23 protein-coding genes and 1 pseudogene are annotated in these 26,775 nt (G+C 60.9%); 10 read left to right on the forward strand and 14 right to left on the reverse strand.

Annotated features, from left to right (window positions below; translation table 11 throughout):
• Positions 1 to 39 precede the first annotated feature (39 nt).
• Complete coding sequence (locus SOP85_RS05455; protein WP_274076560.1) at positions 40 to 855, forward strand: gamma-carboxygeranoyl-CoA hydratase; 816 nt, start codon at positions 40 to 42, stop codon at positions 853 to 855.
• Complete coding sequence (locus SOP85_RS05460; RefSeq protein WP_323626328.1) at positions 855 to 2,810, forward strand: acetyl/propionyl/methylcrotonyl-CoA carboxylase subunit alpha; 1,956 nt, start codon at positions 855 to 857, stop codon at positions 2,808 to 2,810. Before SOP85_RS05455 ends, SOP85_RS05460 begins: the two co-directional genes overlap by 1 nt.
• A 39-nt stretch (positions 2,811 to 2,849) precedes the next feature.
• Here SOP85_RS05460 and SOP85_RS05465 read toward each other — a convergent pair whose 3' ends face one another.
• Positions 2,850 to 3,488, reverse strand: coding sequence for a LexA family protein (locus SOP85_RS05465; protein WP_274076562.1), 639 nt, complete (start codon positions 3,486 to 3,488; stop codon positions 2,850 to 2,852).
• 129 nt (positions 3,489 to 3,617) lie between these two features.
• On the opposite strand from SOP85_RS05465, the gene SOP85_RS05470 reads away from it, so the two are divergent.
• The gene (locus tag SOP85_RS05470) at positions 3,618 to 3,959 is read left to right on the forward strand and encodes a DUF6124 family protein (protein WP_274076563.1); all 342 of its coding nucleotides are present in this window, start codon (positions 3,618 to 3,620) and stop codon (positions 3,957 to 3,959) included.
• Positions 3,960 to 4,370: 411 nt separating this feature from the next.
• On the opposite strand, the gene SOP85_RS05475 is transcribed toward SOP85_RS05470, so the two are convergent.
• From SOP85_RS05475 to SOP85_RS05495, 5 genes and pseudogenes are all read right to left on the reverse strand, one after another.
• On the reverse strand, positions 4,371 to 5,981 hold the full coding sequence (locus tag SOP85_RS05475) for a gamma-glutamyltransferase family protein (protein ID WP_323626329.1): 1,611 nt from the start codon (positions 5,979 to 5,981) through the stop codon (positions 4,371 to 4,373).
• A gap of 31 nt (positions 5,982 to 6,012) precedes the next feature.
• On the reverse strand, positions 6,013 to 6,792 hold the full coding sequence (locus SOP85_RS05480; RefSeq protein WP_323626330.1) for an amino acid ABC transporter ATP-binding protein: 780 nt from the start codon (positions 6,790 to 6,792) through the stop codon (positions 6,013 to 6,015).
• 1 nt (position 6,793) lies between these two features.
• Positions 6,794 to 7,561, reverse strand: a complete 768-nt coding sequence (locus tag SOP85_RS05485; RefSeq protein ID WP_274076566.1) for an amino acid ABC transporter permease — start codon at positions 7,559 to 7,561, stop codon at positions 6,794 to 6,796.
• A gap of 11 nt (positions 7,562 to 7,572) precedes the next feature.
• Positions 7,573 to 8,380, reverse strand: a pseudogene (locus tag SOP85_RS05490) (ABC transporter substrate-binding protein).
• 134 nt (positions 8,381 to 8,514) lie between these two features.
• Positions 8,515 to 9,183, reverse strand: coding sequence for a GntR family transcriptional regulator (locus SOP85_RS05495; protein WP_323626331.1), 669 nt, complete (start codon positions 9,181 to 9,183; stop codon positions 8,515 to 8,517).
• A gap of 317 nt (positions 9,184 to 9,500) precedes the next feature.
• Between SOP85_RS05495 and SOP85_RS05500 the strand changes: the two genes are divergently transcribed.
• The gene (locus SOP85_RS05500; protein WP_323626357.1) at positions 9,501 to 10,652 is read left to right on the forward strand and encodes a M14 family metallopeptidase; all 1,152 of its coding nucleotides are present in this window, start codon (positions 9,501 to 9,503) and stop codon (positions 10,650 to 10,652) included.
• A 51-nt stretch (positions 10,653 to 10,703) separates the two neighbouring features.
• Here the strand turns inward: SOP85_RS05500 and SOP85_RS05505 are convergent, their stop codons facing one another.
• Complete coding sequence (locus SOP85_RS05505; protein WP_323626332.1) at positions 10,704 to 11,336, reverse strand: hypothetical protein; 633 nt, start codon at positions 11,334 to 11,336, stop codon at positions 10,704 to 10,706.
• A gap of 106 nt (positions 11,337 to 11,442) precedes the next feature.
• Between SOP85_RS05505 and SOP85_RS05510 the strand changes: the two genes are divergently transcribed.
• A complete protein-coding gene (locus tag SOP85_RS05510) occupies positions 11,443 to 11,661 on the forward strand; it encodes a hypothetical protein (RefSeq protein WP_323626333.1) in 219 nt (72 codons plus the stop codon).
• Positions 11,662 to 11,841: 180 nt separating this feature from the next.
• On the opposite strand, the gene SOP85_RS05515 is transcribed toward SOP85_RS05510, so the two are convergent.
• Positions 11,842 to 12,387: a cytochrome b gene (locus SOP85_RS05515; protein ID WP_323607523.1), complete on the reverse strand. Its 546-nt coding sequence runs from the start codon at positions 12,385 to 12,387 to the stop codon at positions 11,842 to 11,844.
• A complete protein-coding gene (locus SOP85_RS05520; protein WP_323626334.1) occupies positions 12,384 to 13,469 on the reverse strand; it encodes a catalase family peroxidase in 1,086 nt (361 codons plus the stop codon). The genes SOP85_RS05515 and SOP85_RS05520 overlap by 4 nt, the downstream gene beginning before the upstream one ends.
• A gap of 158 nt (positions 13,470 to 13,627) precedes the next feature.
• Here SOP85_RS05520 and SOP85_RS05525 point away from each other — a divergent pair, with 158 nt between their 5' ends.
• Both SOP85_RS05525 and SOP85_RS05530 read left to right on the forward strand, forming a co-directional pair.
• Positions 13,628 to 14,134: an RNA polymerase sigma factor gene (locus tag SOP85_RS05525; protein ID WP_274076571.1), complete on the forward strand. Its 507-nt coding sequence runs from the start codon at positions 13,628 to 13,630 to the stop codon at positions 14,132 to 14,134.
• Positions 14,131 to 14,880, forward strand: coding sequence for an anti-sigma factor family protein (locus SOP85_RS05530; RefSeq protein WP_323626336.1), 750 nt, complete (start codon positions 14,131 to 14,133; stop codon positions 14,878 to 14,880). The genes SOP85_RS05525 and SOP85_RS05530 overlap by 4 nt, the downstream gene beginning before the upstream one ends.
• A 124-nt stretch (positions 14,881 to 15,004) precedes the next feature.
• Here SOP85_RS05530 and SOP85_RS05535 read toward each other — a convergent pair whose 3' ends face one another.
• The 3 genes from SOP85_RS05535 to SOP85_RS05545 all read right to left on the reverse strand — a co-directional run bounded on the left by SOP85_RS05535 (position 15,005) and on the right by SOP85_RS05545 (position 21,117).
• A complete protein-coding gene (locus tag SOP85_RS05535; RefSeq protein ID WP_323626337.1) occupies positions 15,005 to 18,679 on the reverse strand; it encodes a translocation/assembly module TamB domain-containing protein in 3,675 nt (1,224 codons plus the stop codon).
• Complete coding sequence (locus SOP85_RS05540) at positions 18,676 to 20,403, reverse strand: autotransporter assembly complex protein TamA (RefSeq protein ID WP_323626338.1); 1,728 nt, start codon at positions 20,401 to 20,403, stop codon at positions 18,676 to 18,678. Before SOP85_RS05540 ends, SOP85_RS05535 begins: the two co-directional genes overlap by 4 nt.
• A gap of 63 nt (positions 20,404 to 20,466) precedes the next feature.
• The gene (locus SOP85_RS05545) at positions 20,467 to 21,117 is read right to left on the reverse strand and encodes a GNAT family N-acetyltransferase (protein ID WP_274077681.1); all 651 of its coding nucleotides are present in this window, start codon (positions 21,115 to 21,117) and stop codon (positions 20,467 to 20,469) included.
• A 184-nt stretch (positions 21,118 to 21,301) separates the two neighbouring features.
• Between SOP85_RS05545 and xthA the strand changes: the two genes are divergently transcribed.
• Both xthA and SOP85_RS05555 read left to right on the forward strand, forming a co-directional pair.
• The gene (xthA, locus tag SOP85_RS05550; RefSeq protein ID WP_274077680.1) at positions 21,302 to 22,114 is read left to right on the forward strand and encodes an exodeoxyribonuclease III; all 813 of its coding nucleotides are present in this window, start codon (positions 21,302 to 21,304) and stop codon (positions 22,112 to 22,114) included.
• A gap of 151 nt (positions 22,115 to 22,265) precedes the next feature.
• On the forward strand, positions 22,266 to 23,606 hold the full coding sequence (locus SOP85_RS05555; RefSeq protein WP_323626339.1) for a phosphate ABC transporter substrate-binding/OmpA family protein: 1,341 nt from the start codon (positions 22,266 to 22,268) through the stop codon (positions 23,604 to 23,606).
• A 57-nt stretch (positions 23,607 to 23,663) separates the two neighbouring features.
• Here the strand turns inward: SOP85_RS05555 and SOP85_RS05560 are convergent, their stop codons facing one another.
• Both SOP85_RS05560 and SOP85_RS05565 read right to left on the reverse strand, forming a co-directional pair.
• Positions 23,664 to 24,182: an ankyrin repeat domain-containing protein gene (locus SOP85_RS05560; protein ID WP_274077678.1), complete on the reverse strand. Its 519-nt coding sequence runs from the start codon at positions 24,180 to 24,182 to the stop codon at positions 23,664 to 23,666.
• Between the two features lie 96 nt (positions 24,183 to 24,278).
• Positions 24,279 to 26,117 carry a long-chain-acyl-CoA synthetase gene (locus SOP85_RS05565; RefSeq protein ID WP_274077677.1) on the reverse strand — a complete coding sequence of 613 codons (1,839 nt, stop codon included), beginning with the start codon at positions 26,115 to 26,117 and terminating at the stop codon, positions 24,279 to 24,281.
• Positions 26,118 to 26,462: 345 nt separating this feature from the next.
• On the opposite strand from SOP85_RS05565, the gene SOP85_RS05570 reads away from it, so the two are divergent.
• Positions 26,463 to 26,738 carry a DUF3509 domain-containing protein gene (locus SOP85_RS05570; protein WP_274077676.1) on the forward strand — a complete coding sequence of 92 codons (276 nt, stop codon included), beginning with the start codon at positions 26,463 to 26,465 and terminating at the stop codon, positions 26,736 to 26,738.
• Positions 26,739 to 26,775 lie beyond the last annotated feature (37 nt).

Raw genomic sequence — 26,775 nt, forward strand, 5'->3', positions numbered from 1 at the left:
GCAAGCTCGCTCCTACAAGGACCGTGGAGACGGATGAATATGAGCGACTTCAATACCCTCGAACTGCTGACCGACCCACGTGGTTTCGCCACGCTGTGGCTCAGCCGTGAAGAAAAGAACAACGCCTTCAACGCCGAGATGATCCGCGAACTGATCCTCGCCCTGGACAAGGTGGCCAGCGATGCCAGCCTGCGATTCCTGATCGTGCGCGGTCGTGGCAAGCATTTCAGCGCCGGTGCAGACCTCGCCTGGATGCAACAATCGGCGGAACTCGATTACGCCACCAACCTCGACGACGCCCGGGAACTGGCGGAGCTGATGTACAACCTGGCCAAGCTGAAAATCCCGACACTGGCGGTGGTGCAAGGTGCAGCCTTCGGCGGCGCGCTGGGCCTGATCAGTTGCTGCGACATGGCCATTGGCGCCGATGACGCGCAGTTCTGCCTGTCGGAAGTGCGCATCGGCCTGGCGCCGGCGGTGATCAGCCCGTTCGTGGTGCAAGCCATCGGCGAACGCGCGACGCGGCGCTATGCCCTGACCGCCGAACGTTTCGGCGGGCAACGGGCACGGGAACTCGGCCTGCTGTCGGAGAGTTACCCAATCGCCGAGCTGGAACAGAAAATCCAGCAGTGGATCGACAACCTGCTGCTCAACAGCCCGGCCGCCATGCGCGCCAGCAAGGACTTGCTGCGGGAAGTCGGCGACGGCTCGTTGACCCCGTCCCTGCGTCGCTACACCGAGAACGCCATCGCCCGCATCCGCGTCAGTCCCGAAGGCCAGGAAGGCCTGCGCGCCTTTCTGCAAAAACGTCCGCCGAGCTGGCAAGCTGCAACCACCACCAAGGAGCCGCGTTGATGAGCGCACCTGTCCTCACTACCCTGCTGGTGGCCAACCGCGGCGAAATCGCCTGCCGGGTGATGCGCACCGCCAAGGCCCTGGGCCTGACCACCGTGGCCGTGCACAGTGCCACCGACCGCGATGCCCGGCACAGCCGTGAAGCCGATATCCGCGTCGACCTCGGTGGCAGCAAGGCCGCCGACAGTTACCTGCAGATCGACAAACTGATCGCCGCCGCCAAGGCCAGCGGTGCCCAGGCAATACACCCCGGCTACGGCTTTTTGTCCGAGAACGCCGGGTTCGCCCGCGCCATCGAAGCCGCCGGCCTGATCTTCCTAGGTCCGCCCGCCTCGGCCATCGACGCCATGGGCAGCAAATCCGCGGCCAAGGCCTTGATGGAAACCGCCGGCGTGCCGTTGGTGCCGGGCTACCACGGTGAAGCCCAGGACCTCGAGACCTTCCGCGCCGCCTGCGAACGCATCGGCTATCCCGTGCTGCTCAAGGCCACGGCCGGCGGCGGCGGCAAGGGCATGAAAGTGGTCGAGGACGTCAGCCAACTGGCCGAAGCCCTGGCCTCGGCCCAGCGCGAAGCACAATCGTCGTTCGGCGATTCGCGGATGCTGGTGGAGAAGTACCTGCTCAAACCCCGTCACGTGGAGATCCAGGTGTTCGCCGATCAACACGGCAACTGCCTGTACCTCAACGAGCGCGACTGCTCGATCCAGCGTCGGCACCAGAAAGTCGTCGAAGAAGCACCAGCGCCAGGCCTGAGCCCCGAACTGCGCCGCGCCATGGGTGAGGCGGCCGTGCGTTCGGCGCAGGCCATCGGTTATGTCGGAGCCGGCACCGTGGAATTCCTGCTCGATGCCCGCGGCGAGTTCTTCTTCATGGAGATGAACACGCGCCTGCAAGTCGAACACCCGGTGACCGAAGCCATCACCGGCCTCGACCTGGTGGCCTGGCAGATCCGCGTAGCCCGTGGCGAAGCCTTGCCGATGACCCAGGATCAGGTGCCGCTGAACGGTCACGCGATTGAAGTGCGCTTGTACGCCGAAGATCCGGGCAATGACTTCCTGCCTGCGACCGGTCGCCTGGAGCTGTATCGCGAATCCGCGCCGGGTGCGGGTCGCCGGGTGGACAGCGGTGTTGAAGAAGGCGACGAGATCTCGCCATTCTACGACCCGATGCTCGGCAAGCTGATTGCCTGGGGCGAAGACCGTGAACAGGCGCGCTTGCGCTTGCTGAGCATGCTCGATGAATTCGCCATCGGCGGGCTCAAGACCAACATCAACTTCCTGCGGCGAATCATCGCCCACCCGGCGTTTGCCCAGGCCGAACTCGATACCGGATTTATCCCCCGTTATCAGGAACAACTGCTGCCACAGCCCGCGGCGCTCAGCGACGAATTCTGGCAAGCCGCCGGCCAGGCCTTTGCCCAGAGCCTGCCCAGCACGTCGCGTGCCGATGACCCGAGCTCGCCATGGGCGATCGGCAACGGCCTGCGCGCCGGCCTGCCCGCGCAAATCACCCTGCACCTGAGTTGCGAGGGCCAAGACCGCGCCTTGACCCTGGGCAACCCGCAGTCCCACAGCGCACGACTCACCGGCGAGCAGTTGCTGACTGAGCACGACGGCGTGCGCCGCCAGCACCGGGCGATCCGCCGTGGTGACTACCTGTTCCTGCAATGGGAAGGCGAGCTGCGCCGCATCGAGACCTACGACCCGATCACGGCCGTTGAAGCCAGTCACAGCCATCACGGCGGCCTCACCGCGCCCATGAATGGCAGCATCGTGCGCGTGCTGGTGGAGGCCGGGCAAACGGTCGAAGCCGGGGCGCAACTGGTGGTGCTGGAGGCCATGAAGATGGAGCACAGCATCCGCGCGCCCCAGGCCGGTGTGGTCAAGGCGCTGTATTGCCAGGAAGGCGAGATGGTCAGCGAAGGCAGTGCGCTGGTCGAACTGGAAGAAGCCTGACAGCCAGGCCGGCCGTGCGCATGGCGCGGGCCGGCCGGGCTAGAACTTCACGGTGGCCTGGACCACCACGCCGATGATTCGGCATTCTTCGCTGAACAGGCTTTTCGGGTATGTTGGATTGAGCGGGACCAGGTAACGCTGCCCGCCCTCTTCGCTCAACTTGCGGAAAATCGCCTCGCTGCTGTCAGGCCATTGCGCGATCACCAGTTTGCCCGGCACCGCTTCCACATCCGGGTCCACCAGGATCAACATGCCCTCGGCCACGCTGGGGCCACTGGGTGCGGTCATCGCATCACCCACCACGGTCAACCAGAACGCCGCGCCTCGGGCGTGGTAGTCGGACAGTTCGAAACGGTACGGCGCCTGCTCTCCATCGCGCACCTGCGCGGTGTCCCGCCAGTCACTGACCGGGTAGCGAAAGTACGGGTTGTACTTTTGCGTCAGGCAAACCTCATCATCCTGTTCGTGCGCAGGCTCGCGAATCACCAGCGCCACTTCCAGAAAGTCCAGGCCCAGCGCCTGCAGGACTCGATTCATGTCGTCGATGCCGGGCTGACGGCGTTTGGTCAACCAATGCCCGATGCCGCCCTGGGACATCCCGAGGCGGTCGGCGAGTATTTCCTGAGTGATCTTGAGTTCACTCATCTTGGCCTTGACCAATTCTATCCATTTATCCATGTGCGGCACGATACGTGGCGGCCCTCGCCCGGCAAAACACAAAATGTATTATTAATACTATTGTCACAAATACGTAACGTATTAGGATGAGATCACGGACCTGAATTTATCACGGAGCTCGCCTTGATCATGAATCCACCCAGCAACGACTTGCCCGACGTGCAAATCGATACGTCCCTCCACACTCCCCAGGGCTCTGCCGCCGCACAGCGCGCGCTGGATTATTACTTGAAACCAGCTGTTGCAGAGGAAGGCGTGCAGGAGCATTGGTTTGACGTAAACCGTAACATCAGCATCGAGGAAGCCCTGGTGCATGCTTCCGGGCTGCTACGTTGCGCCGCCGCCACTGCCTACGAGTCAGCCAGTCACCTGCACGGTGCGCATCGGGACCTGGCGCTTTCGACCGTGCACATGATCGACATGGCAAAGGCAATGTTGAACCGCTCCCTGGAGGGTGGCAGGAATGGCTAGCAGGTAGGTGCCGAACAGAAGGACAGGAAAGAGTTTTCCTGACGCGCAGACAAAATCGTTTGACTTGCAAACGAGAATGATTATTATTGCATCAGCTGGTCGCGAGATCAGTCGATGGACCAGGTGACCTTAGGTCGGTCTCCTGGACTATCTCCTCATCAGGCTAATCACGGTTTTTGACCCGGCTTTTTGCCGGGTCTTTTTTTGCCAGTTTTCTGGCTTATGGCTTCAGGCTAATGAAGTCTTGATGTGTCGCAAATTCGATGGCGCGGATCATATCAAAAGAACATCAGTTGGCAAGAGAAGCCTTGTGGCATTGGGGCAAAGTAATGGCAAATAGCACTTGAGAATCAATCGCATAATCTCTAAGCTGCGACGGCGTCAGGGAGGACGCCCCCCCCCTTCAGGCCATCAATACACGGCTATATGCGAGTCCGCACGCGGCTCGGTCCCGCCACACAACACACCGGTTTCAGGGTCGCGCAGGATGATCTGTCCACGCCCGTAACTCGTGCGATCGCACACCACCTGCACTTCGTGCCCGCGCCGTGCCAGTGCCGCCGCCATGTCTCGCGAAGCGTCCTGCTCGATGCCCACCTTCATTTCGCCCAACCACTGCCAGCGCGGTGCATCCAGGGCCGCTTGTGGGTTCAGCCCGAAATCCACCAGGTTCATGACCATCTGCACATGCCCCTGCGGCTGCATGTAGCCGCCCATCACGCCGAAAGGTCCCAGCGCCTCACCGTTCTTGCTGAGAAACCCGGGAATGATGGTGTGGAAGGACTTTTTCCCGGGTGCCAGGCAATTGGCGTGAGCGGGATCAAGACTGAACTCCTCACCGCGGTTTTGCAGGGCGATGCCGCTGTCCGGCAACACCACGCCGGAACCGAAACCGTGATAATTGCTCTGGATGAATGAAACCATGTTGCCGTCGGCGTCGGCGGTGGCCAGGTAGACGGTGCCACTGGCATGGGGGTCTCCCGGTTGTGGTGCCACCGCGCGTTCACCGATCTGTGCCCGGCGATGGCTGGCGTAGGCGTCGCTCAGCAGGTCGTCCACGGCGACCCGCATGTGCTGCGGGTCTGTGATGTAGTGCAGGCCATCGCTGTAGGCGAGTTTCATGGCTTCGAGCTGACGGTGCCAGGTCTGCTGGCTGTCACGGTGGTCGAAATCGAAACCCTCGAGAATCTTCAGCGTCATCTGGGCCACGAGTCCCTGGCCGCTCGGTGGAATTTCCCAGACGTCGACGCCGCGGTAGTTGACCTTGATCGGCTCGACCCACTGGGCGCGGTAGTCTTGCAAATCACTGGCGCGCAGATAGCCGCCCGTGGCGCGCGAATGGGCATCCAGGCGTTGCGCCAGCGCCCCGCGATAAAAGCTTTCGCAACCGGTGGCCGCCAGTTCACTCAAGGTGCGTGCCTGGGCCGGATTGCGAAACAGTTCACCTGCGCGCGGTGCGCGGCCATCAATCAGAAAGGTTTCGAACCAGCTTTCCAGCACCTCGTTACGATCCGGGGTGAAGTCTTCCAGCGCGGTTTGCCACTGCAACGCAACCACCGGCGACAGCGGAAACCCATCCCGCGCCAGGCTTATCGCTGGCTGCAACACATCAGCAAAGGGCAGGCGACCGAAACGCGTGGACAACTCTGCCCAGGCGGATGGACAGCCCGGCACGGTCACGGGCGTCCAGCCATGCAGCGGCATCTTTTCATGACCGGCCGCCTTCACCGCCTCGATGCTCAGACCCTGCGGGGCCGCACCGTTGGCGTTCAGACCGTGCAGCTTGTTTTGCGTCCAGACCAACGCGAAGGCGTCGCCGCCGATCCCGCAACCGGTGGGTTCGACCACCGTCAGGGCCGCGGCCGTGGCGATGGCGGCATCGATGGCATTGCCACCGCGACGCATCATTTCAATCCCGGCTTCGGCGGCCAATGGCTGCGACGCGGCGACCATGCCGCGTTTGGCGAAGACACTTTGACGTTGTGAGGCGTAGGGGTACTCATGGGCAGAAAAATTGAACATGGCAGGACTCACACAAATTTGTTTGATGGACTCAAAGCACGCGGCTCAGAAAGGCACGGGTACGGGCATGCCTGGGCTGGCTGAAGATCTGTTCGGGTGGCCCCTGCTCGATCAACTCACCTTGATCGAGCACCACCACCCGGTCGGCCACTTCCCGGGCAAAACCCATTTCGTGGGTGACCACGACCATGGTCATGCCCTCCTCGGCCAGCTCCCTCATCACTTGCAAGACTTCGCCCACCGTCTCCGGGTCCAGGGCGCTGGTGGGCTCGTCGAATAGCATCGCCTGGGGCTTCATGGCCAGCGCCCGGGCAATGGCCACTCGCTGCTGCTGGCCACCCGACAACATCGACGGATAGTGATCGGCCTTTTCCGCCAACCCGACGCGCTTGAGCAGCGCCCTCGCCTGTTCCAGCGCTGCCGCGCGCGACACACCGAGCACCTGGATCGGCGCTTCGATGATGTTTTCCAGGGCCGTCATGTGCGGGAACAGGTTAAAGCGCTGAAACACCATGCCGATGTCCCGGCGCTGGCGGGCAATGTTGCGTTCCGAGTCCCGGGCCAGGCTGCCATCGGCCCGGGTGCGGTAGCCCATGGGCCGACCGCCGACGCGGATCTGCCCGGATTGAATCTCTTCCAGCAGGTTGATGCAGCGGATAAAGGTGGTTTTGCCGGAACCGGAAGCGCCGATCAGCACCACCACTTCACCGCGTTTCACTTGCAGTGAAATGCCCTTGAGAATTTCCAGGTCACCGAAAGACTTGTGAATATCCAGCGCCTCGATGACCAGTTCTTCACTCATGCGCGCCATCTCAACGCCCCCTCAACAGTTTCATGGTGTTGCGGCCGAACATCCGGCTGGCTGCCGGTGCCGGACGATCAGACTGGCCGAAACGTTGTTCCAGCCAGCGCTGGAAAAAGCCCCACAACGTGGTCAATGCCAGGAAGTAGATGGCCACGACCAGGTACAACTCGAACACCCGGAACGTCGCCGAGGTCACCATTTGTGTACTAAGCAGCAATTCCTGCACCCCGATGACGCTGACCAGCGTGGTGTTTTTCAGCATCACGTTGAACTCGTTGCCCAGCGGCGGCACGATCACCCGGAACGCCTGGGGCAGGACGATGCGCCGCATCAACTTGGCAAAGGTCATGCCCAGGGATCGCCCGGCTTCGTATTGGCCCTTGTCCACCGCACCGATGCCCGCGCGGATGATCTCCGCCATGTACGCGCCTTCATTCAGGCCCAGGGCGATGATCGCCGCCTGGATGTTGCCCGGCACGATGAACCAGCCGAGATCCAGGTCTTCGAAGCGGAATATCCCCCCTGCCGCCAATGCCGTGTACAGAAACACGATCTGCACCAGCAACGGCGTGCCGCGCATCAGCCAGACATAAAAGCGCACCGGGTACTGCAACAGCGGATTACTCGACAGCTTCATCAACGCCGCGATCAGCCCCAGCACGCAACCGAGCAACATCGCCGACACGCTGATCAGGCAGGTCAGCCACAGCCCCGTCAGGTAGACATCGCTGGGCTGCAACAGGTACTGCCAGAACACATCCCAATTGAAGTTCATCCGGTCTGCCCTCAGTCCAGTTTGTCGCTGTCGACGTGCCATTTACTGAGGAGCGCGGCGTAACTGCCGTCGGCGCGCATGCCTTGCAGGACTTCGGTCAAGGCCACGGTCAGCTGCGGGTCGCTCTTGCGCACGCCGAAACCGGTGAGGATGCGGTTGAACGCCGGCACCGCCGACTGGAACAGGTCAGGAGCGAGTTGCTGGTAATGGCCGGCGGATTCGACCGTGGTGCCGAAGGCGTCCACCTGATTGATGCGCAAGGCCTGGAACGCATCGGCGTCGACGTTGTACACCACCAGTTTCATCGGTGCCTTGCCGGCCGCTTCGAGCTTTTCGTTTTCCTTGCCCAGCAGCACCCGGATCGTCGAACCGTTGCTGACCGCCACCTTCAATCCGGACAGATCTTCCAGGCTGTTCACCGCTTTGGGGTTGCCCTTGGGCACCACGATGGATTGGCTGGAATACATGAAGTTGACGATGTCGATCACCTCGCGGCGTTCGGGCTTGTCGAACAGCTGATCGACGATCATGTCGCACTGCTGCGCCAGCAGCGCCGGGATCAGCCCGGCGAAAGGCGAGATGCGCCACTCGACCTTTTTGTCACCCAGGCGCTGGGCAATCGCTTCGCCCATGTCGACCTGCAACCCCACCGGTTTTTGCTTCACGTCGAACGACACCAACGGAGGGGAATCCATGCCGGAGCAATAGACGATCTTCTCGCTCTTGCTCAATCGCTCGGGTAACTCGGGGGGCGGCGAACGCCCACTGCGAACACAGACTCAAGGTGAACACGGCAACTAACGCGCAAGGCTTGTGCATGGGCATGACTCCAGTGGGCTGCAACGGTGTCCCTGTAGGAGCTGGCTTGCCAGCGATTGGCGCTTGAGTCTTGCTTCGCTCATTCGGCCGCCTTCGCCGGCAAGCCGGCTCCTACAAGGGGTGTGGTTTCTGGGCTATTGGTGGGCTTCGAGAAAGTGAATCAGTCGCGGAATGGTGCCTTCGATGTGTTCGCACACCACCGCGGCCGCCTTGTCCGGATCGCCCGAACGCAGTGCGGTTATGATCGAGGCGTGCTCGTCCCGGGCGCTGCGGGGTTTGTCGGCGTGTTGCAGCCACAGGCGCATGTGCGGTTCGATCACCGAATACAGTGCCGATATCTGGCGCATCAGGCGCGGCCGTTCACTCAGGCTGCACAGGTATTCATGGAAGGCCCGATGGCGGCTGACCCACTCGGCGCCGTCCTCGCGGTAATCGTCCATCTCGTCGAGCAGGCGCTCGAGATGGCTGAAATGGCGCTCGCTGAGTTTTGTCACGGCGACCCGGATGGCCAGGCCTTCAAGGGCGCTGCGCATCTCGAAGACTTCCCGCATCTCCTCGATGTTCAGGCCGCGCACGATCGCGCCGCGATTGGGCCGTAACGTCACCAGGCCATCGGCATCCAGGCGCCGGAAGGCCTCGCGCACCGGCATGCGACTCATGCCGATTTCCCCGGCGATGTCCTCGGCAATCAGGCGCTCACCGGTGCGGTAACGGCCTTTACAGATAGCCTCCAGGAGAAAGTTGTAGGCCTCCTCTTCGGCGGTGACGGGTTGGCGCTCGGTGTAGGCAGGGGCGAATTTCATCGGTGCACCTTTTGTATTTTTGTAACCAATTATCCATATATCCAAAAGAGCACATTGCATGCCAAGTTACGTGCCGCATGTGCAGGTATCTGATTGGATTGATGTATTGGTCTACAGGAAGGCTCGGCTTCAGCCCGGTACGTCGCAGCAGGCGAGTTGAAATGCCCCAAGTTGTCACCTTACGGCCACAATAAGGTGCGTGTGGTAACACGACAGAAATGCAAACCACAGCACGCCGGGTGAAACGTTTTATCCGCGCTGCTAACCCTCTAAGCTTGCGTGTAAAGTAGCCGCCATAAAAATCTCAATCAGGAACCCTGACCGTGGCCAAATCCTCGCTCGAAATCACTGCCAACTTCGACAGCGGCAACATCCAGGTCATCGATGTCAGCGACCCGCTCAAGCCCCTGCTGGCCATCCGCCCCGACACCAAGAGCAACCATTTCCAGTGGTTCCACTTCAAGGCCAGCGGCCTGCATGTCGGCCAGGACCATTGGTTTCGCCTGAACAATGCCAGCCAGTCCTCCTACAACAAGGCCTGGACCGGTTATCAAGCCGTAGCGTCCTACGACCACGTCAACTGGTTCCGCGTGCCGACCATCTTCGAGGGCGACTGCCTGCGCTTCAGCCTCGAAGCTGAACAGACCCACGCCTGGTTCGCCTACTTCGAACCCTACAGCCGGGGGCGTCATGACTGGTTGATCGAGCAGGCGCTGACCAAGGCCGGCACCGAACTGCTGGCCACCGGCAAGAGTGTCGAAGGTCGCGACATCCAACTGCTGCGCAAAGGCACCGGTGCCGAAGGCCAGCGCAAGGTATGGATCATTGCCCAGCAACATCCCGGCGAACACATGGCCGAGTGGTTCATGGAGGGCGTGATCGAGCGCCTGGAAAAACACGACGACCCGGTGCTTAACAAACTGCTGGCCAGCGCCGACCTGTACCTGGTGCCGAACATGAACCCGGACGGCGCCTTCCACGGCCACCTGCGCACCAATGCCATGGGCCAGGACCTGAACCGCGCCTGGCAGAGCGCCAGCCCGGAGATCAGCCCGGAAGTCTTTTTCGTCCAGCAACAGATGGAACAGTACGGCGTCGACCTGTTCCTCGACGTCCACGGTGACGAGGAAATCCCCCACGTGTTCACCGCCGGTTGCGAAGGCAATCCAGGCTACACGCCGCGCATCGAAAAACTCGAAGAGCACTTCCGCAGCCACCTGAAACACACCACCAAGGACTTCCAGACCAAACACGGCTACACCCGCGACGAACCGGGCCAGGCCAACATGACCCTGGCGTGCAACAGCGTTGGCCAGAAGTACGACTGCCTGTCGCTGACCCTGGAAATGCCGTTCAAGGATCATGATGATCATCCGAACCCGTTGACGGGGTGGTCGGGGAAGCGGTCGAAGCAGTTGGGGAAGGATGTGTTGGCAACAGTGGCGGATATAATTGGCGAACTTCGCTAAATTATAATACGGCAGATCTAACATGATCTCACATCGTGTTAGATCTCTCCATCAAGGACGTGCCAAAATAGAATCCGATTTCTGCGACTCGTACCCATTGACTATTGATTTTATCGAATACCATCTCAGCGCAGCAGGCGCATCAACAGTAAGTGTCGTCGCTCCAGTCGCTCCAAGATTGATACCTGGGTAAGGGTCAGAGCGTGTCACTCGATATTTTTGTGCTCCCTCCACCGCATTCCAGCCAAAGGTAATCGTATTTTGCGTTGAACTTATTTTTTTGAATCCTGTTGGCGCTGGGGGCCGAAAGTTTTCTCCCGGCTCGGGGCGTCCACAGTAGTAAGCCATATTACCAGTTGAACTGTCGATCTGCTGCCCTCTTAAATATTGACCTTCCGGGCATGCAAAGGGGTGTGTGACAGGGTGCACGCTCGTATTGGGAATTCGCATAGCCGTCCACTCCTTAGCCAGTCCTACGCAAGTCATTACAAGTCTAACGTTCCCGGTATTATTCAGGCCGAAACTTGCCTGAACCTTATTTTCTGGACACATCGTACTATTTGTTTCGTAAGGTAAAGTAATTCTTTCAGCTAATCGCGAATGCAAGCCAGCACCTTGATATTGTGGCAGTGCACATCCAATGTAGAGCTTTTTGCGGCCTTCTTCGTACTTTTCTCCAGCCATTACAAAACTCGTTCCATCGCTTTGGCATTAAGCTTCGACTACATAAAAGGGTATCCACCAGATCGGACCGCGCCAGTCTCTTATTTGGTTCGGCTCCGCCTGGACGTTGGAATTTTTCGATAACAATGGAAGGGACACCGCTTGGTTAACAGATGGGCCGGATGAACAAGCTACCGCCAAGGTTGATATTGCAATGACAGATAATGAGCTTTTAAAACGTTGCATACCATTGAAGCGATTAAATACCACCATGGTTGCTCTCCCTTTAAACTTGTTAAATACCAATAGCCATCTGGCACGCCCAAAAATAGCTAAAAATATGTGATCAGCTTTTCCAGAAGAAAGAACCTGTAAGAAATGACAGTTTTCTAGAAATCAAAATACCATATCGCTATAAAAAACCGATTTTGCACATTAAACCCGTTTTCCCAATCTCGAAATATATCCCTCGTGTAAATGCGAACATACCAGGCAGCGCGCTCAGAATGGGGCGCTGCCCGACTTCTCAACTCCGGTCTTTTCCCATCAGCATACTTTGCAGTACACCATCGCGCCGCACCCAACCATGAAACAACGCCGCCGCCAGATGCAGCAGCACGGTCAGGAACAGCAGATACGCCAGATACCCATGCGCCTTGCGCAGGAACGCGAACACCTGCGCATTCGGCGGCACGATCGATGGTAATTGCAATGAACCGCTGAGCATCACCGGCTCGCCCGACGCCGAGATCATCGCCCAGCCCAACAACGGCAATACCAGCATCAAGGCATACAGCAAGACGTGCGATGCCTTGGCCGCCAGCACTTGCCAACCCGGGAGGTCGGCCGGCAGCGGGGGTTGTTGGGTAGAGAAGCGCACCGCCAGGCGCACGATCACCAGCAGCAGGATGGCGACTCCCAACGGCTTGTGCAGGTGAATCAGCCATTCATGACGCTCGGACACCGAAGCGACCATGCCGGCGCCAATAAACAGCATGGCCATAACCATGAGTGCCATCAGCCAGTGCAGCAGGCGCGCCAGGGGGGCGAAATGCTTCGGTTGAGTACTCATTGCTGGGCCTCCTGTTTGGCGGCGGGTAACTGGCTGACTTCGCTGGTGCGACGCAGGTAGGAATTGGAATAACCGGCCGAGCGAGCGGCGAGCAATGGGTCGTCGGAACCTTCGATCCCGGCAGGCAACACCAGCGGGTCGTAGTTGATGTCACGGCATTCGCCGTTGAGTTGCGGCTGGGTGCTTTCAAGGACCAATGTCCCCGCGTTCAACACTTTGCGCCCCTCTGGCCAGGCCTTGCTCGCGTCGTTGACCGGATCGCCGGGGTTGGCCAGGATGATGTTCAACTGCCAACGCAACGGCCCTGCGGCGATGCGCTGAACCAGATCCTTCTCCAGGAAATCGGTGCCCGCAGGCGCCGTAGCGCCCGGCGCATCCTGGGCCACCGGTACCATGCTCCAGCGCACGGCTTGCCGTTGTCCTGCGGCGTTAACCAGGTAAAACGCGTTGACGCTGTTGTAGGTTTCGGTCACGTAGCTGGCCGAAGGTTTGGCGGTCTTGATCCAGGCCAGGAACGGCGCGGATTCCGGGTGCGAAGCGAAGAATGCAGGTACCGCGGCAGGGTCCGGTTTGCCCGTCGCGGGAACCGGCGATTGGGCTTGCTGCAACTGATAGAACGCCTCCGGTGTACCCACCGGAAACACCGGCATGCTGTTCATCCCGGTGCGCCACTGCTGGCCGTTGGCCTGGGTGAAACGCAAGGCCATGCTGCGGATAGGCACCGCGCTGTCTGGTGCATAAGGGTTGCCCGCGGGCAAGGCAAAACGACCGACCACGGGCGTGCGTGCCTGATTGAATACCTGCGCGCTGGAAAAGCTACGCGCCTCACCACTGCTCTCGAAATGGCCGATCACGCACACGCCTTTGGAGTGGTTGCGCCGGAACCCCGGATGCACACCGTTGTTGGTTTCCAGCACATTGATCAGCTTTTTCGGGGTCAGGCGCTGTGGGTCAAGGGTGCCGTTGACGTAGGCAAACGCCCCAGCCACTGCGGCGACGACCACGGCAATGCCGGCCAGGCGCAGCACCAGGCTCGCGCCACTCAAGGGTGGCCGGGTTGGCGGTGTTGATCGATCTACCATGAAAGACTCCAGGGCCATCGGCCACAAGTGAGAAGAATCAAGCAGACGAACCCCACGAGGGTTTATTCCATCGCGCGGTATTTATTTTTTCAGTCGTGGAATAACCTCGAGTGCCGGGCGTCTTCCTAGTCCAAAGCGTAGTGACTAGTCAGAACTTCATGAACGAGATCGACGAACAACTGAGAGAAATCATTCCCCGATTGCGGCGGTTTGCCCTGTCGTTGACGCGCAACCCCAGCAGCGCCGACGATCTGGTGCAGTCCTGCCTTGAGCGGGCGCTGTCGAGTTGGGGCGGCAGGCGCGTCGAAGGCGACTTGCGCGCCTGGTTGTTCTCGATTCTGTATCGACAGTTTCTCGATGCTCACCGCCGTACCCGACGCTATGCCCGAATGCTCGAATTCTTTACCGGACGCGACGACGCACAGCCTTCCGTGGAGCGCACCGTGATCGCCCAATCGACCCTCGACGCCTTCGATCGACTGCCCACCGAACAGCGGGCGCTGCTGCTGTGGGTGTCGGTGGAAGGCCTGAGTTACAAAGAGGTCGCCGAGATTCTCGACGTCCCCACCGGCACCGTGATGTCCCGCCTGTCCCGGGCTCGCCAGGCCCTGCGCCAACTCAGCGATGGCGAAATCAACCGCCCTTCCCTGCGGAGACTCAAATGATCAGCATGCCCCCCAGCGAGCGCGACCTGCACGCATACGTCGACCATCAGCTCGGCGAGGAAGACCGGCGCCTGGTGGAGACCTTTCTGGCCAGTAACCCACTGGTGGCCGCGCAGGTTCGCGGTTGGCAGCAGGACGCCCAGCACCTGCGCGCGGCCCTTGGTGGCCTCTTGCAGCAGCCGGCCAATCCCGACCTTGATCCGGCCGTCATTCGCCAACGCATGAAGCGCCAGTCCCGTCGCCACCTGACCAGCGCCGCAGTGTTATTGATCGCGGTCAGCGTCGGCGGGGTCGGCGGCTGGCAGGCGCGGGAAGTGACCCTCGTCAGCACCCAGCTACCGATGACCGACGCCCTGCAGGCCTATCGCCTGATTGCCCAGCAAGGCCTCTTGCCGGCCGACTACAAGGCCGGCGACGAAGGTGACATGCAGGGCTGGCTCGACCGTTATTTCACCCAGGCCAATCGCCTGCCTGACTTGTCGGGCGCGGGATTCAAACCGGCCAGCGGGCGCTTGCTCAGCACCGAGCAGGGACCTGCGGCGATGGTGGTCTACGAGAACCAGGGGGGGCAGAAGATCAGCTTTTACGTGCGCCCGCCGGGGCCGAAGAACTACCTGCTGCCGAGGGGCAGCCGTAGCGATGGTGGTTTGCAGGCCGAGTACTGGTCGGGTAGCGGTTATAACTATGCGATGGTCAGCCCGGCGGATACGCCGGCGGCGCAGATGCTCAGGCAGACCGAGTTCTGACCACACCACAAATCCCTGTAGGAGCTGGCTTGCCAGCGAAGGCGTCCTTCCCGTCAACCGCGATGTTGCCTGATTCACCGCTTTCGCCGGCAAGCCAGCTCCTACAAGGGGGTTGCGTGGTGGTTTAGAAATCGCGTTTGTAGAAGATGTCCAGCGAACTGGCCACGCCACCGGCGGCTTCCAGGTAAACCTTTTTGCTCAGCTTGTAGCGCAGGGCAATGGTGTTGGCCGGTTCGAACACACCAACGCCATAACGCAGGCTGAGCTTCTCGGAAAGGTTGCCGCTGGCGACCACGCTGGTGGCGTTGCCACTGCCCTCGGTGTCGAGCTGGAAATCGTCGATGCCCAGGTTCTTCGCCAGGCCACCGGTTACCCCGGAGCTGCCCATCAGGCCCAGGCCGAGTGCAGCCTGGGCGAGCATGTTGTTGTCTTCACCGTTGGTACTCAGTGGACGCCCCAGCACCAGATAGGACAGCGCCTGTTCCTGGCTCATGGCCGGTTCCGAGAAAATCTGCGTGGTCGGTTGCTCGGCGCTGCCGCTCAAGCGGATGCCGGCGATCACATCGTCGGTCTGGCGGATGGCCTCGATGTCCAGGTACGGCTGGTCGAGCGGGCCGGCGAACAGCAACCGCGCCCGGCGCACCGTAAGTCGCTGACCGTAGGCGCGATAGCGGCCGTCGTTGAGCCATAGCTCGCCACGGGTGTCCATGTTGTCGCCGATGTGCACATGCCCCTGTACATTGGCGGTCAGGCCAAACCCGGCAAAGCTCAGCTTCTCTTCGCCAACCACCACATCGATGTCCATTTTCATCGCCAGGGGTGGTTTGCCCTCTTCGGTCTGCTGGCCGATGATCACCGTGTCATCGGAGAGCTTGACCGTCGATGGCGGCAACTCGCGAATGGTGATGTCGCCCTTGGGCACCCGCACTTTACCGGCGATGGCCAGCTCATCGCCCTTGAGCGAGATTTTCAGGTCCGGGGCCACTTCGACCTTGGCGTAGGGTTCGACGCTGACCGGCAACTGCGAGCCCTTGAGCGTCAGGTCCACTACCGGTGCCTGGCCCCAGGCGACATCGCCGTTGAGGCTGCCCTGCCCGGCCTTGCCGCTTTTCCAGCCGCCATTGAGCTGCACGGTTTCACCGGCGATCACCGCCTGCAGTTGCAACGCTTGAATCTCCATCGGCAACTCGGCGCCGGACACTTCGCCGTCACTGAGCACCAGATTGCCATTGACCAGCGGCGCCAGCAGGCCACCGGAAATCGTGCCGCTGCCATTGAGGCGACCGGTCAGTTTCTCGACCATGGGCACAAACGGCCGCGCCACCGACAGGTCCAGGCCACTCAAGCGGAAGGTACCGGTCAGCGGTTTGTTCTGCGGCAACGGGTTGATCTGCGCCTGCACCATCAATTCCCCAAGCTTGCCGCCAACGAAATTCAGGTTGGTATCGATGCGCTTGGGTGCAAGCGTGCTGGTGAGCTTGAGGGTCTGATACGGGAAATCCAGCCACTGCTCTTTCTCGCGCACGCGCAACGTCCCGCCGCTGGCATCGATGCTGATCACGCCGTTCGGGCCGCTGGCTGGCAGGTCCAGCTGCACGTCGGCGTTGAGCCGGCCCTGCCAGGCGAAATCCTTCGGCAGCCACTGGGCGAGGCTGTCGATGGGGAATTGCCGCAGGTGATAACGCAACTTCGGCTCCGGCATCAGACGCTGGTCTTCACCGCACAGACTGGCCGGGCCAGAGGCCCAGCAATGGGCGCCAAAATTGATTTTTCCGTCCGCCAGCCGCTCGAGTTTTGCCGGACCTTGCAGCTTCCAGTCCTGGCCACCGGCCTGGATGTCGCCGCTGGCCAGACGTCCTCGCCAGTTGCCTTTGTCCAGTGCGCCGTCCAGACCAAGGGCCAGTTTCAACTTGGGCCCTTGCAGGTCAAGGCTCAGTTTCTGGTTCTTGATGTCGCCCTGACCGCTGGCGGTCAGGGTGCCCAACGAGGTGTCACCGGCCTGGATACCGCTGCCCTTGAGGTCGATTTTCGCCCGTTGCGCGCTGTCGAGGGTCGCGTCCAGGTTCAGGCTTTGCAGGCGATTGTCCTGGAAAGCCAGTTGCGTGCCTTGCAACCCGAGCTTGCCTTGCGGTGCCTTGAGCGTTCCGGCGACATCGACCCGACCGTTGATCTGGCCGCGCAATTGCGGCCATAGCTGAGCCAGCCGCGCCAGCTTGATGTCGATCTGTCCGTTAAGTTTCTGTTGCAGGCTGCCCTTGCCGTTGATGCTGTTGTCGCCGAGGCGAATCTGCAGGGCGTTCAGATTCCATTGCTCGCCGCTGCCATCGGCCTTGGCTTGCAGGACGGCCGGCTGGCCACGCAGCTTGCCCTTGAGATCCAGGTCGGCGCTCAGGCTGAGCTGTTCATTTTTCATCTCGCCTTTGCTGCGCAAGGGGCCTGCCAACGTGCCCGGCAGTTCCGCGACCCAGTACGCCGGATCGATCGCGGAAAGATCCAGCGCAGTGTCCCAGGCGATGCCGTCGGCGAATTGCAGGTTCAAGTGCCCTTCGGCCTTCCCCTGCCCGGCGACGAGCTGGATCTGTTGCAGGTAGATTTTTGTCAGGTCACCGGCGAACGGGCTGGTCAGGCTGAACGCCCCGGCCGGGCCATCCAGGGCGGCGTCGAAGTGCCCCAGGTATTTGCCGTCGGTGTAGGAGACGTCACCGTTGAAGCTGCGCAGGGCCACTTGCGGTTCGTCGATCAGCGGATAGAGCCGGTGCCAGGGGAAATCCAGCCAGGCGATCTTGGCATCGGCGCTCAGGCCTTTGCTCCAGTCCAGTTGTCCCGTGAGCTTGAGGCTTTGCTTGTCGTTGGCGGTCAGGTCCAGGGCGGCGATCTGCGCGCCGTTGGCGTCGACCTTGCCTTGCAGCGCCAGCGCGACCGGGCCTTGTTCGGCTGGCAGCATGGCCTTGCCGACTAACTGATAACCGTTTTTCAGGTCACCGGCGCCAGTGAGTTCGAGCTGATTGAGTTGCAGGGTGTCCGGCAAGTCGGCGCTGGGTTTGAAGCCGTCAGCGGTGATGCGCACTGTGGCCGGCAGGTTTTCCACCAAGGGTTGCAGCTTGCCGGTCAGTTGCCCATTGAGATAGCCGCTGCTGTCGGCCTTGAGGTTCAAGGTTTTCAGCAGATCACCGTCGACTTGCAGGGCCAGCGCCCAAGGTTCGGTGCCAGGTGCTGGCAGGGTCAGTTTGCCTTCTGCCTTCAGCGGCCAATTGCCAGTCGGTTGCAGCAAGCCGGACAGGTGCAGGCTCAGTTCATCGCGCTGCAGTTGCACCGAGTCGATCTGCAAGCCGTTGGCCGTCCAGTGCGCCGCCAGTTGCAAGCCCTTGAGCTGTTCGCTGCCGTTGAACAGCAGGCTGCCGACCTGGATGTCCCCCAGTTCGAGCGCCAGCGGCAAGTTCAAGTCTGGAAGACTGATCGGCCCGCTACTCTCTTCTGGCTCGCCGGGTGGAAATTGCAGGCTGACCTGATCGGCCTTCAGTTGTTCGATGCACAGGGTCATGCGCGTCAGACACAGCGGCGACCAGGCGAAGATGACTTTGCTGAGCTCGACCCGGCTGCTGTCTTGCTGCCACAACAGGCGATCGGCACTCCACTGCCCGCCCAGGCGACCCTGGAAATTGTCGAGGCTCAAACCCGGCACAAACCCGAGTGCCCAGCGACTGCCGGTCGCCGTGCCCAGCACTGTGGCCAGGGTCAGGACCACCAGCATCAGCAGCGCCAAAATGGTCAGCAACGTTATTTTCAAGCCACGTTTCACAACTCGGGTCCCATGGAAAAGTGCAAGCGAATGCCGCCATCGTCGTCGAGCGCATGGGCCAGGTCGAGGCGGATCGGCCCAACCGGAGAGACCCAGCGCACGCCGATGCCGACCCCGGTCTTGAGGTTCGGCAGTTCAAGTGTATTAAAGGAGTTGCCCTGGTCGACGAAAGTCGCCACGCGCCATTTTTCCGCAACGGAATACTGGTATTCGGCACTGGCGGTGACCATGTAGCGACCACCGATGCGGTCACCCTGGTTGTTTTCCGGGGACAGGCTCTGGTAGTCGTAGCCGCGCACACTCTGGTCGCCACCGGCGAAGAAGCGCAACGACGGCGGTATCGATTTGTAGCCGTTGGTGGCACTGCCGCCGACCTGCACCCGACCGAGCAAGCGGTGCTTGTCGAACACCGTGGTCAGGCCTTTGACCAGCGCCGTGCCGTACAGCAAGTTGTTATCGGAACCCAGGCCTTCCTTGGCGACCTTGGTTTCGAACTGCAGGCGATAACCATTGTGCGGGTCGATACGGTTGTCGCTTTTCAGGTACGAATAGCTGACACCGGGCATCAGCAAGGTACTGAGGCCGGAATCGTCGCCGAGTCGGTATTCCTCGCGCTGCCACTTGAGCGACACCACCCGCTGCCAGCCGCTAGGCAGCTTGCTGTGCCACTCGGGGCCTACGGTCAGCAACTTGCTGAGGCTGTCCTTGTCGGCAATTTCTTCGTTCTGGTAACCACCGGCGAAACGCAGCTTGTCGGTCAGCGGCGGGTCCAGGGGAATGTCGTAGAACAACCCGACGTTTTGCCGGGGTGCCGAGACTTCGGTCTCCCAGCCATAACTGTGACCCTGGGGGTTGACCCAGTGCCGGGTCCAGTTGGCCTTGACCCGTGGGCCGACGTCGGTGGAGTAGCCAATGCCCAGGCCCATGGTGCGTGGCTTGCGGGTTTCGAGCTTGACGTCCACAGGGATCACATCGTCCTTGGACGCTGTCGGCGCGGCGTCGACCCGCACGCCTTCGAAATAGCCGCTCGATTGCAGCGCCTGATTGAGCTCGGCGATCAGTTCGGAGTCGTACGGCGTACCGGCCTTGAAAGGCACCATGCGTTGCAGCAGGTCTTCGTCGAACGGTGTGTCGCCTTCAAAATTGACCTTGCCCAGCGAGTAGCGCGGACCACTGTCGTAGACCAGCTCGATATCGGCCACGCCGGCCCGCGGGTCGACCGCCAACTTCTGGCGGCTGAAGCGGCCACTGAAAAAACCAAAACGCGAGGCCTGGTTCTGGATCAGGCGCTTGGCGTCCTCGTACTGACCGTGGTTGAGTACCGCACCGGTTTGCAGTGCAGGGCTCTTGGGCACACGAAAGGATTTGAGGCTGGCCGCCGGGCCGTCAACGCGGATGGTGACGTTGCGCAGATGCACCGGCTCGCCGGGCTCGATGGTCAGCACCAGGCGCGGCGACTTGCCGCCCTTCACTTCGCTGTCGATTTGCGGCTGGTAGTAACCCAAGGCCTGGGCGGCCTTGCGCGCCTGTTCCTCGGCGCCACGGCTGAAGCGCAGCAAAGCCTCTTCGTCACGATCGCCGAGACTGCCGATATAGCCTTCGATATTGGCCTTCAGTGCATCGTTGGACGGTTTGATCCGCACATCCAATTCACTTTGCGCCAGTGCCGCGCAGCTGGTGATCAGCAGCAGTACGCCACTGGTAATTCTTCCTGGAAAATTCATAGGCGCGGATGCTATCACGAGCGTGGAGCGTGATAGAGCCTGGCGTGCACGTAAAGTTCGGCCTCAAGCCGTTGCTGAATGTAATACCTGCGGATTGGCGTGGAAAAACACGTGTTCGCGAACCGGTCCAACGGCCACCTCGCCGATTTCTTCGTAGCCCTGGCGCTTATAGAAGTCGAGATAACGCGGGTTGCCGGTGTCGAGAATCACGCCCTGGGAGTTTTCATCCACCGCGCACCAGTTATGCACCGCCTGCAACAGTTGCTCACCAAAGTGCTTGCCCTGGAATTGCGGGTGAACCCCCAGCAACGGCAGTACGTGCACCGAGTCATTCGGCACGCAGGCCGCCACTGCGTCGTGGTACTCAAGGTAGCGCCGGGTGCAGCGAAAACCGGTACTGAGCACCATGCGCAGGCGCCAGGCCCAACTTTCCGTCACCCCCAGGCGCCGTTGTGGCGGCGCGATCAGGGCAATGCCGATCAACCGGTCGTTGACCAGCAGGCCGATGGCCGGCAGCTCCTGGAAAAAGTGTTGCTTGACCAGCTCGCGCACGGTGGCGCGCACCCGTTGTTCATAGCCGGGACGCTCGGCTTCGAACAGGTAGCTGAACGTCGGCTCGTGGCGGTAGGCCTGATACAGCAGAGAACGCGCTTCGCGGGAATAGCCGCTGTCGAGCATGTGGATATCGGCAATGGCGGTGGAGGTTTCAGGCATGACGGTCGTTCTCCCTGACGCAGCTCGCGGGGCTGCGCTCTTGTTGTTACGAGCTCATTGGGGCCGAGACAGTTCCTTGCTGATCGCAAATCAGTGTAGGCAATGAAACCCTGTTCGTCCCACCCCGCACTGGCCCCCATTGCCCATGTCAGCTAGCATCGCCCTTTTGCCAGGACTGCCGAGCATGAAGATCGTCTCCTTCAACATCAACGGGCTTCGCGCCCGTCCCCATCAGCTGGCGGCGCTGATCGAAAAGCATCAGCCGGACGTGATCGGGTTGCAGGAAACCAAGGTCCACGACGACCAGTTCCCGCTTGAAGAGGTCAAGGCCCTGGGCTACCACGTGTATTTCCATGGGCAAAAGGGTCATTACGGCGTCGCTCTGCTGTCGCGCCAGGAGCCACTGGCCTTGCACAAAGGCTTTGCCACCGATGAAGAGGATGCCCAGCGGCGTTTCATCTGGGGCACCTTCGCCGATGCCAATGGCGTACCGGTGACCATCATGAACGGCTACTTCCCCCAAGGCGAAAGCCGCGACCACCCGACCAAGTTCCCGGCCAAACAGCGTTTCTACAGCGACCTGCAGGTGCTGCTGGAAAGCCAGTTCAAGAACGACCAGCCGCTGGTGGTGATGGGCGACGTGAACATTTCCCCGGAAGACTGCGACATCGGCATCGGCCCGGACAACATGAAACGCTGGCTGAAAACCGGCAAATGCAGCTTCCTGCCTGAAGAGCGCGAGTGGATGGCCCGATTGAAGAACTGGGGCCTGGTGGACAGTTTCCGCCACCTGAACCCGGAGGTGGCTGACGTCTTCAGTTGGTTCGACTATCGCAGCCGTGGCTTTGAGGATGAGCCCAAGCGCGGGCTGCGGATCGATGTGATCCTCGCCTCCCATGGTCTGTTGCCACGGGTCAAGGCGGCCGGTGTCGACTACGAACTGCGTGGAATGGAGAAGCCGTCGGATCATGCGCCGATCTGGTTGGAACTGAGCTAATACCAAAAGATCGCAGCCTGCGGCAGCTCCTACAGGAGTACGCCGATCCAATGTAGGAGCTGCCGCAGGCTGCGATCTTTTGCTCTGTCATATTCAAGACATCTTACTGACTTAATCTCTCGGCACCTCCTCTGGCCATTTAGGTGCCGGCATGACCCTGCGCGTGTTGTTCCTGTTGATACTGTGCATCGGACTGCCGCCGACGGCCACGGCCAGCCCGTTACCGATCCCCGGGCAAGGTCCGGTGTTGCGCATCCAGGGCTCCAACACCATTGGCGCGGCACTGGGGCCGGCGCTGGTCGAGGGTTTGATGCGCGAGCAGGGTCTGCTCAAGGTGCACAGCGAAGCGGCGGACAAGGCCAACGAATCGCGTATCGTCGGTGTAACCCTGGAAGGCCGTCGGGTCGAAGTGGAGCTGGCGGCCCACGGCTCCAGTACCGGCTTCACCGCGCTGAAAAGCGCCAGTGCCGATCTCGCTGCCTCTTCCAGGCCGATCAAGGACAGCGAGCTGGTCAGCCTCCAACCACTGGGCGACCTGAAGAGCGCCGCCGCCGAACAGGTCATCGCCATCGATGGACTGGCGATCATCCTGCATCCGCAAAACCCGTTGAACACCCTCGATACCGGCCAACTGGCACGCATTTTCAGCGGCGAGGTGAAAAACTGGGAAGAACTCGGTGGCCAAGGCGGCGCCATTCATCTCTATGCGCGCGATGATCAGTCCGGCACCTACGATACTTTCAAGGAGCTGGTTCTCAGTGGTCATGGCAAAACCCTGAGCGGCAGCGCAAAACGGTTTGAATCCAGCGAACAACTGTCCGACGCCGTCACTCAGGATCCCCATGGCATCGGCTTCATCGGCCTGCCCTACGTGCGCTCGGCCAAGGCCGTGGCGATTGCCGACGGCCAGTCCATGGCCATGCTGCCGCTCAACAGCCTGATTGCCACGGAAGACTACCCCTTGTCCCGGCGCCTGTTCCTGTACCTGCCACCCAAGGGCAACAACCCTTGGGCGCAAGCGCTGGTGGCCTTCGCGCAAAGCCCCAAGGGCCAGGCGATCGTCGCGGCCAACGGCTTTATTGCCCAAACCATCCAGGCCATGAACGTCACGCCGAACGCGTTGATGCCCGAGGGCTACCAGGCACTGAGCCGCCACGCCATGCGCCTGACGGTGAACTTTCGCTTCGAAGAAGGCAGCGCCAGCCTGGACAACAAGGCCCGACAGGACCTGTCACGGGTGCTCGACTACATGAAACAGCACGACAAGACCGATCGCCGGGTAACGCTGGTAGGGTTCGGCGATGCCAAGCTCGACCCGGCACGTGCCGATCTGCTCTCGAAACTGCGGGCCATGGCAGTTCGCCGCGAACTGGTGAAAAGTGGCGTGGTGCTGCGTGATGTTCGCGGTTTCGGCGCCGAGATGCCGGTGGCAGCCAACAGCGAGGATGAGGGGCGGATCAGGAATCGGCGGGTCGAGGTCTGGGTTTATTGAGCCTGTCAGGCCAGGTCCATCAGCGAAGTGGCTGATCGAACCTGGCCCGAAACGCCATCAGCCCAGCAGTTTCTCAAGCTGAGCAACGGTATCGACGGCACCCATGGTCTTGGCGGCATCCAGCGCGGTAATGCCGTTGGCGTCCTTGGCGCGCGGGTCGGCACCTTTACCGATCAGGTAGTCGACCACTTCGACGCGGTTGAACATCGCGGCCATCATCAGCGCGGTGCGGCCGTCGAAAGACGAGCCTTCAACTTGTGCGCCCCCCTCGACCAGGGCCTTGATCACGGCCAGGTCACCCTTGAAGGCCGCGCCGGCAATCGGGCTCTGGCCGTTGTCGTTGCGGATTTCCGGATCGGCCTTGTGTTCGAGCAAGACTTTTACCGTGTCGACATGGCCGTGGTAAGCGGCCAGCATCAGCAAGGTGTCGCCCTTGTGATTGCGCAGGTTCGGCGGCAGGCCCTTGCTCAGCAGCGCAGCCATCATGGCCGCATCGCCCTCACGCGCCTTGTTGAAGACCTGTTCGGCAAACTCGGCAGCTTCTTCGGGGGTCATCTGGCGGCTGTTGTCTGACATTGAACGCTCCACTTTCAGTTTTTCGCAAAGCCGACAGTTTCCCGAGCGGGCTCGTCACTGTCACTTCTTTTTTCTGGAACACGGCCATAGCCCTGTTCAATAGCGATGCTTGCCACCCTGGATCTCCGCCAGGACCTGCTCGGTGACTTGCACATAGGTGTCGGTGCCCGGCAACCAGGCGTAGATCGGGTCAACGCCGGTCCTGCCGGGGTCGAACGCTTCGTCCTTGAGCCGGGTCTTCTGGTATTTGAACGTCCCGGTGGTTTCCATTTTCACTTTCACCCGCAAAAACAACGGCACCGCGTAGGCCGGCATGTGTTGACGGGCGAAGGCCAGCAACTCGTCGAAGTCCAGGGTCGCCAGGGATTCCGCGGGGGTGATCGCGGCCATCCCGGCGCGGCCGTTGGTGTTATTCACTTCCACGCCATAAGCCACGGCCTCGGAAATGTTCGGGTGCTGCAGCAGGATGTTCTCGACCTCGGTGGTCGACACGTTTTCACCCTTCCAGCGGTAGGTGTCGCCCAGGCGATCGACAAACTGCGCATGACCGAATCCGATGTTGCGCAACAGGTCGCCGGTGTTGAAGTAGCGGTCACCCTTGACGAACACGTCGTGCAGCACGACTTTTTCGGTCTTGTGCGGGTCGGTGTAACCATCCAGCGGTGCCTTGTCGTCGATCCTGGCGAGCAGCAGCCCCTGCTCGCCCTTGCCGACCTTGCGCATGAAACCGTTGGCGCCACGGGTCGGCGCGCCGCTGTCGTGGTCGTACGCCGCCAGCTCCCAGGACATCAGGGAAAAGCCCACGGTATTGTCGAAATTGAGGATGTTGGTAAAACCGATGTTGCCGTCACTGGCGGCGTACAGTTCGCAGATATGCTCGACCGCGAAGCGCGTCTTGAACTCGCCCCATGCGCCCGGACGCAAACCGTTGCCGATCATCTTGGTCACGCCGTGCTGGCTGTCGTCGACACTGGGAGGCTGGTCGACCAGGTAGCGGCATAACTCACCGACGTAGCCCAGGGTGGTCGCCCGGTACTTGCGTACATCGCTCCAGAATTCTCTGGCGCTGAACTTGCGGCGGATGGCGAACCCCGAGGCCCCGCTGATGGCCGAGCCCCAGCACACGCACAAGCCGGTGGCGTGATACAGGGGCAAGGTGCAGTAGACGATGTCCTCGGGACGCATGTCCAGCGCGATCATGCCGAAGCTTGCGCAACTGCGCATCCAGCGCCCGTGCTTGAAAACCCCGGCCTTGGGCAACCCGGTGGTGCCCGAGGTATAGATGTAGAAACAGGGGTCGTCGAAAAAGACCTGCTGACTGCTGGCGGGGTTGTCGCTACAGGCGTCAACGCTGGCGGTCATCAGGTTGACGAATCCTTCGGGCGCTATGCCCGGGTGGCTGTAGGTGTCCTGATCGGCGACGAACCAGGTACGCGCCACCTCGATCGACACCCGCTCGCGCACCGCCAGGTAGGCCGGGACCAGTTCCGCACCGACGACAATCGCCGCTGGCGTCACCAGGTTCAGGCTATGGATAAGGGTATCGCGGGTTAACGAGGTATTGAGCAACGCGCTGATGGCGCCGACCTTGGCCAGCGCCAGAATGGTCACCAGCAGTTCCGGGCGGTTCTCGATGAAGACCGCCACCACGTCGCCCTTGCCGATGCCTTGGGCCATCAGGTGATGGGCGATGGAATTGGCCCAACGGTTGACCTGCGCGTACGTCAGTTGCACCTCGCCATACAGCAAGGCCGGGCCTTCGGGGTTACGCAGGGTGGCCTGCTCGAAACTCCAGCCCAGGCCACACGCTTGGGTCGGATCCGTGACGTTGGCGACCTTCATGCCCTTGACCACGCGAGGAATGGCTTTGGCAATGGAAGGCAGCTTGCGGAGCATCATGCCCCAGGTGATGGTGTCGCGCTGCGTGCGGCTCATGGCGGTTCCCGTTGGCTCTTCTTATTGTCGGGCGGCATTGATCGACCCCGAAAATACGTCAACGGTTCTGCAGCTGTACACGCGGTTTTTGAAATGTTTTGTATCCGCGACACCGACGTTTGAAATGATGAGCGCGTGGATGGGAAATGGTTCAATCGAATCGCCGAGGACCCCGCAAAATGCAGGATGCACGATAGCCATTCATGCAGATTGCACGAAAGCAAAAAACTTCAAAAATTATAAGTCGTTGTTTTATATGAATATTTTCTACGAATAAATACTGGCACAATCACTGCAACAGCCTCCCCATGCTTTGCCATCCAAGCACTTACGGAGCTGATAGACATGAGCCTGATCCAAGAAAAATTCTCTTCCTTGTTCTCCAACTTCGACGTGATCACCCAGGATCGACCTGACGGCGGCATCCTGCTCACCTTGCGCAGCGAAGGCCGGGAATTCAAACGCTCGATTTCCTACCAGCAGCTGCACAATGGCGACCAACTGTCGTGGGTCATCAGCGCCATTCGCCGCGACCTGGCCGAACAGGCCAGCGAGTTGCCGCAAATCTCCATGCTGCAAAGCCAGCAGCGTTTTGCCCTGCCGACCTATCATTCGCTGTAAGCGTCAGGCTTCGGTAAACCATCAGGCCGTGCAAGCT

Source organism: Pseudomonas sp. YuFO20, assembly GCF_035064975.1.
GTDB lineage: Bacteria > Pseudomonadota > Gammaproteobacteria > Pseudomonadales > Pseudomonadaceae > Aquipseudomonas > Aquipseudomonas putida_AE.